General features: G+C 37.5%; 8 protein-coding genes. 2 read left to right on the top strand and 6 right to left on the bottom strand.

Going from position 1 to position 7,700, the window contains the following annotated elements; translation table 11 throughout:
• Nucleotides 1-165: 165 nt before the first annotated feature.
• The 4 genes from H515_RS0107615 to holA all read right to left on the bottom strand — a co-directional run bounded on the left by H515_RS0107615 (nt 166) and on the right by holA (nt 4,931).
• Nucleotides 166-1,074: a dihydroorotate dehydrogenase gene (locus H515_RS0107615; RefSeq protein ID WP_025877494.1), complete on the bottom strand. Its 909-nt coding sequence runs from the start codon at nt 1,072-1,074 to the stop codon at nt 166-168.
• A 58-nt stretch (nt 1,075-1,132) separates the two neighbouring features.
• Entirely contained in the window at nt 1,133-1,903 is a 771-nt protein-coding gene (locus tag H515_RS0107620) for a dihydroorotate dehydrogenase electron transfer subunit (RefSeq protein WP_025877492.1), read from the bottom strand.
• A gap of 723 nt (nt 1,904-2,626) precedes the next feature.
• A complete protein-coding gene (locus tag H515_RS0107625; protein WP_025877490.1) occupies nt 2,627-3,088 on the bottom strand; it encodes a helix-turn-helix transcriptional regulator in 462 nt (153 codons plus the stop codon).
• A gap of 817 nt (nt 3,089-3,905) precedes the next feature.
• Complete coding sequence (holA, locus tag H515_RS0107630) at nt 3,906-4,931, bottom strand: DNA polymerase III subunit delta (protein ID WP_025877488.1); 1,026 nt, start codon at nt 4,929-4,931, stop codon at nt 3,906-3,908.
• Between the two features lie 185 nt (nt 4,932-5,116).
• On the opposite strand from holA, the gene H515_RS0107635 reads away from it, so the two are divergent.
• Together H515_RS0107635 and H515_RS0107645 are read left to right on the top strand one after the other, a co-directional pair.
• Nucleotides 5,117-5,566, top strand: a complete 450-nt coding sequence (locus tag H515_RS0107635; RefSeq protein ID WP_025877486.1) for a type I restriction enzyme HsdR N-terminal domain-containing protein — start codon at nt 5,117-5,119, stop codon at nt 5,564-5,566.
• A 508-nt stretch (nt 5,567-6,074) separates the two neighbouring features.
• Nucleotides 6,075-6,920, top strand: a complete 846-nt coding sequence (locus tag H515_RS0107645; RefSeq protein WP_025877484.1) for a DnaJ domain-containing protein — start codon at nt 6,075-6,077, stop codon at nt 6,918-6,920.
• Nucleotides 6,921-7,035: 115 nt separating this feature from the next.
• Here the strand turns inward: H515_RS0107645 and H515_RS14550 are convergent, their stop codons facing one another.
• Nucleotides 7,036-7,209, bottom strand: a complete 174-nt coding sequence (locus tag H515_RS14550) for a hypothetical protein (protein ID WP_154653672.1) — start codon at nt 7,207-7,209, stop codon at nt 7,036-7,038.
• A 177-nt stretch (nt 7,210-7,386) separates the two neighbouring features.
• On the bottom strand, nt 7,387-7,700 hold a 314-nt coding region (locus tag H515_RS0107650; protein WP_028901803.1), incomplete at its 5' end, for a transposase.

A 7,700-nucleotide genomic window follows, 5' to 3' on the forward strand; every position in this document is an offset into this window, starting at 1 on the left:
CAGAAAAAAGAAACAATATTTAGATAAATTATAGTACTTTTGCAGAACGATTCGAGATTGTTTGCGATAAATCATCCGAATACGTTTAGTTAAGTCTAGTTTAGTTTTTGTGTTGGTTGAGAGCGGTCATTTGATCGCTCTCAAATTTTATATGCTCACGAACCGCTATTCCAAACACCCAACAACTTCGCTGACAGACTTGCATCCGTGTGCGTCCAACCAGCAATCGATTCCGTCTCGCACCTTCATTGTCACTTGTGGGTCAACAAAGTTAGCCGTACCAATCTGTATCGCTGTGGCGCCAGCCATGAAAAACTCAATGGCATCTTCGGCATTGGATATGCCTCCCAGACCAATGACTGGGATTTTCACAGCTTTGGAAACATCGTAAACCATCCGCAACGCAACAGGCTTTACCGCTGGGCCGCTAAGTCCACCAGTACGGATACTGAGACGTGGACGACGACGCTCAATATCGATAGCCATTCCCATAAGGGTGTTGATGAGAGAGACGGCATCAGCTCCCTCGTCCTCACACGAACGGGCAATGCTGGCAATGTCAGTTACGTTTGGCGAAAGCTTAACGATGAGCGTCTTATGATAAACCTTTCGCACTGCGCTAACAATGGACGAGGCACCGCTGCACGATACGCCAAACGCCATTCCACCTTCCTTGACGTTTGGACACGAGATATTTAACTCGATGGCGGGAATATGCTCCAAACTATTCAAACGTTCAGCGGCCTCGGCATAGGTATCAGCTGAATTTCCACTGACATTTACTATAACATTGGTATCGATTTTACTTACTTCCGGATAGATGTGCTCTATGAAATAATCTACTCCTTTGTTCTGCAACCCGACACAATTCAGCATTCCCTGCGGTGTTTCGACCATCCGAGGATAATCATTACCTTCACGTGGCTTCAACGTAGTGCCCTTGACGATTATGCTACCAATTTGGTCTAATGGCACGAAATCTTGAAATTCCAAGCCATAACCAAAAGTACCACTGGCTGTCATCACAGGATTCTTCAACTTTAAGTCATTTATCTTTACATTTAAATCGGCCATTTCACATTCATTTTATTTTACAAAATTAATAGGAAAAAACACGTTTCATACATGAAAACTACCAAAGAAGTTTATTGATGTTGAACACCGGTCCTTCCGTACACGCACACAAATTTCCCTCAGTGGTCTTCTCAACACAACAAAGACAAGCGCCAAGTCCACAAGCCATCAAGTTTTCTAAAGAAGCCTCGCAAGAAATGCCAGCGGAGCGAGCATATTTTGCCACTGCAACCATCATCGGCTTAGGTCCACAAGTAGAAATCTGAGTAAAATTTGCCTGCTGCAAAATCGAATGATTGGTCACGAATCCTTTCTCGCCTCGTGAGCCATCTTCGGTGGTGACATACACTTTGCCGTATTTAGCAAACTCATCGAGCTCCAACAAATCACTTTCACTTCTTGCACCCAACAGGAAAACGGGCTCGGCGCCGAAATCCTTGATTAGCTTTCCAAAGTAGAGAAGTGGCGCTACACCAACACCACCGCCTACTAACAGAATTCTGTCGTCTTTTGACGTGGGAAATGTAAAGCTATTACCAAGTGGAAGCACACAATTCAGCATATCGCCAGGTAGAACTTTTCCAATCTTACGAGTTCCATCGCCGATGGTTGCGACCAACAACCACAATTCGTTCAATTCCTTATCGAGAAAGTTAACCGAAATTGGACGTCTGAGATAAGTTGTCGAGGATCCATCAACACGGACCTCAACAAACTGCCCCGGCAACATATCGGGTAAGGGCTTTTCATCAGTCAGCTTTATCAAGACATTCCTATTGTTTAGATGTAACACGGATTTTACTCGAAGATCCAAAATAAACTTTTGCATTAATAATTGTATTAGGGATTTGAGTACAAAGGTACATAAAATATCAGACGCACATCAAAAAATAAGAGTATTAATATCTAATAGGTGATAAGTATTGTTGGGTAAGTAAAGAAAAATAATCTAAAGGGCATTGCTCATGGTAGAAATAGAAATTTTGTAAAAGTGAAGAAGATTGGGTTGATATTAATTACAAGAGCCAAACTCAAACAATCACACGACTGAGAATTACGAATCATAACTTGCTTACTTAAAGTCTGTTATATACTTATGATAAAAAGATTACCATTCGGATTGCGATAGCTTATCTTTTGGGTTGTAAAAGATTAGCTTTTGCTTACCAAAAGCTTACCTTTTGCAAGGTCAACAATGAAACAACAAAAGATTATGTGAGCAGGGATAAGAAAATAAAAGATGGAAAATAAAAAAATAAACCTATCCTCATTGTAATAATGGGCAAAAGACTGAATTAAAAAAGCCGTGAAATAAAATAATGAAAGAAAATAGCTTGATAATAATACATTATTTATTGAAATAAATCAAATATTTGTTAATAACAAATTTCCAGATCCAGAAAAATTATAAGTCAAGGTACCAAATATTAATTCCATATATGATAGAGAATAAATATTTCTTATCGCAAAACATGAAGTATGAGAAAATAGAAAAGGGCAAAGAGTAACAGGAAACCAAATACTTATTTATAATTTAAAGAAGCTATGTAAATTATTTCTTAGGAAGAAAAGTTTCCCATGTCTGATCGTCAAAGAAAATTCTTATTTCAGTAATATTACGTTGTTTTTTGTCAAATATTTTCGCATCAAATTGTGGTACCTTGTTGGAGATACCATGTACATTATTAGAATCAGATGCGTCGGAAAAATTAAAAGGTAGGGCAGAGGATTGATTGTCTCCAAAAAGTTCACTCGGGATTTTCTTGGTCTCTGGTTGAGGTTCGGGCAATGAATCAGATTTCTGGTCGTTATACATTGGACCAGAACCATACAAGAGCCATTCAAGATTTATAGTCGTAAACTTACTCCTAATTGCGTCAACAGTATTTAGAGTAGGTTTTGTTCTTCCATTAAAAATACTACTTAAAGACGCAGTTGAAATACCAATGAAATCTGCAAAGGTTTGTTGACTCATGTGATGGTCATCCATCAGCTGTTTAATTCTATCCTTCATATATAAAATAGGGTAAATAGTTTCAAAAAATCGCTTTGTTCTTTATTTTACAAAGGTAAACATTAAATTTTAAATGGACAAACAAACATATAGGGAAATTTCAATATAAATAAATACATTTACAAACTAAAACTTATAAAAGCTTAATAAACAAATCAAAATCATTACACACGAATATACAAACGTAAACTAACAAGGGGAATACAAGTTAAAGGGTTAAACTAGTAGCTTAGGCTATATAGCTGGGTATAAAATATATATCATGGGGGAAATATGCATATATTCTGTTATATTTATGGTTATAAGGGAGAATTTGTCACTTTTTTGTCGCAGCTTGGTTAGCAAAATTAAATAATAAGCTGGTTTTCAATACGTTATAAGTAATCAAATCCTTATGTATAGTTATTCGTTTATGTATTAAAACTACTTGATTTTGGTTTACAAACATAAAGGAACAAGGATGCGCATATAGGTCTTATATGTTTATAAATAGAAAATCGGGGGACGTGTTTCTTTTGTTTATTTTGATTTATAAATCAAAATAGTAGTGATATAAATACTAATATACGCTAATACTAAATTTGAAATAAATGAAAGGATTGAAAATCACCAAAATTTTCATATTCTGAATAATTGGCAAAGATACTTGAAAATACGCAAATTTTGGAGCATTAAAAACAAGCTAAATAGCCTATTATTAAGCGTTTAAATGAAAAAAGATTGTTTTTAGAAAGTGATAATCTAGCTAAAAATAGGCGAAAAATCGTCGTTTTAAGAGCGATTTATTACAAAAATGAAGATAAAACGGTGCGATTTCTTAGTGTAAAATGAAAAAAATGAGTTCTTTCATCAAATCTCCTGCACCTGTATTGGGATTATCAAGCCCTTTACTCTTTGCATCGGTCTCCCTAATCTTGGAAATTATCTCCATAGTTTTACGCGGTGAGTAATTTCTCAGTCCCATAAAATATTCCTTTGCACTCCAGCTCGATCTTAAATCGAGCGCTTTTGCCACATCATTTTCTGTTGCTTTTTTAGCTGAATAATGAACTATCATTAAATTCTGAAAGAAAGAAAACAACAATGGGAGAAATGAATAAAGAGAGCCAGCTTTAGGATTTTTGTCAAAATATTTCACAATTTGATTTGCCTTGAAAATATTCTTCTGAACAATCGCTTCTCGCAATTCAAATGTATTAAAATCTTTGCTCACCCCAACCTCTCGCTCCACTGTCTCAGGAGTTACTCTCCTATCATCATCAGACAATGAGATAATCACTTTATCAAGTTCAGAAGTCAGCCGATTCAAATCAGCACCAACAAAACCGGCAATCATCTGACACGATTTCGGATCTATTGACACACTTTTTTCTTTAACATAATTTTGTATAAAATCTCCTAACTGATAATCACGAAGTTTCTTACTCTCAAAAACGACTCCATTAGCCTGAGCCAATGACATCACTTTCTTTCGAGCGTCAATTTTCCCGTTTTTATAACACCAGACCAAGATTGTTGATTTTACGGGATTTTTAAGATATTTCTCCAAAGCTTCGAGCGAACGAATATTTTGCGCTTCTTTTACAATAATAACCTGATACTTTGCCATCATCGGAAAACGACGTGCCATATCTGTCACCTGCACCGCACTCACATCCGATCCAAAGCACACTGTCAGATTGAAATCTCTCTCTCCTGGCATCAACACATTTTCTGCAATATAATCTGAAATCTGATCGATGTAGTAAGACTCATCACCCATCAATATATAAATCGGTGAAAACTTTTGAGCTTTCAAGTCACTCATTATTGCCTGAAATGTTAGTCCTTGTTTTGCTGACATGTACTTTTTTTATTAACTTTGCAGAAAGTGATATACGTGTGTCAACTTGTAAATTTCTCACAAATTGTCAAACGATTTTTTCTTCTGCAAAGATAATAGAATTAAGATAGAAAACAAAATTTTCATTTGACTTTAATGAGTAATTAAGACGTGGCATTAGATAAAATATTCATAAGAATAAGTCTATGGAAAAACTAAATCTTCCCCCATATAAAATAAAGCTACAGGAGAACGGTGGAAAGATAAAAATATTCGATGAGCTCCGTAGGAAATATGTTATACTGACCCCAGAAGAGTGGGTCAGGCAGCATTTTATCCACTATTTGACAGACCACAAAAACTACCCAGCTCCCCTACTTGCCAACGAGGTTGCCCTGCAAGTTGGCGACAAGGTTATTCGTGCCGACAGTATTCTATACACGCAACATCTGCAGCCTAAAATGATAATTGAGTACAAGGCTCCTCACGTGAAGTTATCACAGAAAGTTTTCGATCAAATATCAACCTACAACCTACTGCTCCATGTCGATTATCTCATCGTATCAAACGGACTTGAAACCTATATCTGTAAGATGGATTACGAGAAGCAGTCGTATGTGTTTTTAGAGTCCGTTCCCGACTATCAAAATATTTGACAAAATACTAAGATATTTGAGCATTTAAATAGTAATTTTTATTGACAAAAATCCGGAAAATTGATGTCTTTTAATCTCATATACTCGGCCTTAAAATTCAAAGAATCACCAGTAGCCAAGCTGAATCCAACCAATAAGATAGCCACCTTACCATCATAGTCCCACAACATCTCATTACTTATAATTACCCACTTAACAAATTAATTATCAAACAATTATGGACTGAAAGCCAAAAGATATTCTCTCACCTATCATTTCTCTGTAAAATCAGCGATTTTCTACTAAAATTCGTCAAAAAAATACATTTGGGAACTTCATTGATACCACGCATTATAGAACAAAAAGCCGTTAGGTGACAATAAAACACCAAAACAAAAGGCTTTTATACTCGAAATATCTTTTATTTAAAATATTGGCATTATCTTTGTAAATCGAAACTTGGGATGAGAGATTTTCCACGATTTCAAGATAAGCGAACAACATTATTTAATGAAATAAAGACTACAAGATGGCATTAGGAAAATGGATTGGCGGAGCACTGGGATGGATTATTGGAGGGGGAAGCATACTTGGAGCAATTGCGGGCTACTGCATTGGAAGCCTTTTAGACGACTCGTTTGAAGGGAGCAACAAGTCGAGCAGCAAGATATTCGGTGACAACAGTAGCTCTCATCAGAATACGAGCAACGGCTTCAACGGTCCTTTTAGTGGCCGTCCCTTTGAGGAACAGCGCAACTCCTTCCTTTTCTCCATGCTTGTTCTCTCATCATACGTCATTAAGGCTGACGGCAAAGTCATGCATTCAGAAATGGAATTTGTACGCAGTTTCCTTCGCGACAACTTCGGCTCGCAGGCCGTACAGCAAGGCGAGGACATCTTGTTGAAACTCTTTGAGATGCAGAAGCAACAAGGCCCGACACATTTCAAGGAGATCATTCGGAAAAGCTGCGTAGAAATTACGTTTCACATGAGCTCCGCACAAAGGCTCCAACTCCTCAACTACCTTGTCATCATAGCCAAGGTGGATGGCTATGTAAGTCTAGAAGAAATCTCTGCGTTGAAGGAATTAGCAAGCTATTTGGGATTATCAACACAAGACGTTGACTCCATGCTTAACATGGGGACAAATTCGCGTCCAGACAGCAAAGAAAGCATAGAAGAGGCATATAAAGTATTGGGGATATCTCCATCGGCCACCGACGACGAAGTAAAAGCAGCCTACCGTCAAATGGCATTAAAGCATCATCCCGACCGCGTTTCGACACTCGGCGACGACATCCGCAAAGCTGCCGAGAAGAAATTTCAGGAAATTAACGATGCAAAAGAACGCATCTACAAAATCAGAGGGCTTTAATTGTACTAATCTGTCTCTATTATACCAATTACAATAGCGCTATTCTGACTAGCGACCACTACCGTTACAAATTACTGCGAGATTGCCTATAACTGGCTTTCTCGCATTATTTTTATTATATCCAGCCTTCAACCCTAATCATCCATTCGCCCAAATGGACGGCATGAGAGATTGATTGCATAGCATCATGGCTGCTCATATCAGTTCGACGGTATGCTGTGGCTCTAATCTCATCAATGAATCCCGCTACATCACCGATGACCGAAAAGCCAATCCATACAACATTCACATTAAAAATGTTCTGTAGCCTATGCCTACAGAAATAAACGAACCATTATTGAATCACTACAAAACAGAAGCTTATAATTAACTGATAATCAGACGCATCACTATTATTATTCAAAAGGTCAGGTTTTGCTATGCGAAAGGTCAGCTATTATGAATCAAAAAGTGGCTCAGTAGAAAATCAATGGGGATAGGCATATAGTTTTGCAATTCTGAATAAAAAGAACTTCTTGTCTGCCACTCCTCTTAGATTGGCTCGGAAAAGTTTAATTTTGGCATTGAAAGATTCTGCCATGGCATTCGAAGATCTGTTGTTATAGAAGTTCAATATCTCATCATAATGCTCGTAGAATGTGGCAGCAATCACATTGAATGAATGGAAGTCTGCCTCTTCAACTTTATTGTACCACCGTGCCATGGAGAGCCTGGCTGCATCCTTGATGGTGTTCTTGGCGAAGATTATGCGCAGTGAGTGGCACAGTCCGTATGCCTTTT

This window comes from Prevotella corporis DSM 18810 = JCM 8529, from assembly GCF_000430525.1.
Lineage (GTDB): Bacteria > Bacteroidota > Bacteroidia > Bacteroidales > Bacteroidaceae > Prevotella > Prevotella corporis.